Below are 824 nucleotides of genomic sequence, written 5' to 3' on the forward strand. Positions count from 1 at the left end.
CAGCTACCAACAAAGGGTAGCTGTTTTTGTTTGTTCTACATACTAGGTGTTTATTCTAGATAGCCAGTGTTTGTCATAGATAGTAAGCGAGTGTACATCTCTTAATTAGCAACCGTCTCCTACTTAGAAACTAATGAAGGCTGGTAGCGTCCATCTTCAATTGCTTCTACAACGTAATCGGCATCGTCTTGCAGCTTCTCATAAACTTCATTCGGAAAGTGATACAGCACTTTGAGTTCGGACTCTGACGCTATTGGTACATTGAACTGCTTAGCAACCATCGCCCATAAATAGGCTTTTTCCATATTCCCAAGGCTGTGATTGATGCTTGCGAGAGATTTAAAAATCTCGGTGTTAACAGTTGAGCCGTTGGACAGCGTGAGAGCGTTGTTGAGTAACTTAACAGTTTTCTCGTGATCTCGCGTTGTATAGAAGGTGGCTAGAGCGTATTGCAGCTCAGCGGTATTGAGAGCATCACTGCCCTCCAATTGAAGGAAACTGCGACGCGCTTCAATATTGCCCGTTTGTGACCACAGGAAATAGAGGGTCTCAGGTTCATTTGAACCAAGCAGATCTTTTACGATACGTTCTTCTTCTTCAATACTGTGCATCAGTGCTGAGAAGCGGCGTTGCTTGAGCATGGTTTGGTCAATGGTTTCTATCTGAGAGGCGAGCTCTAGACATTTTTTGTATTCCGCCACCAAACCGTACTCAACAATCTTATTGTGTTCGGTTGGTTGCTTTAATACATCGAATCGATGCCAAATGAGATCCGTGCGAGCTACGCGGCCCTGGCCATCATTCATATTGAGATCAGCACAACG

Annotated in this window: 1 protein-coding gene; it reads right to left on the reverse strand. The window is 44.3% G+C overall.

Features of this window, described 5'->3' with window-relative positions:
* Positions 1-119 precede the first annotated feature (119 nt).
* The coding region (locus KIV40_RS32305) for a DUF2989 domain-containing protein (RefSeq protein WP_285353436.1) at positions 120-824 on the reverse strand (705 nt) is incomplete at its 5' end.

Source organism: Vibrio sp. D173a, from assembly GCF_030248475.1.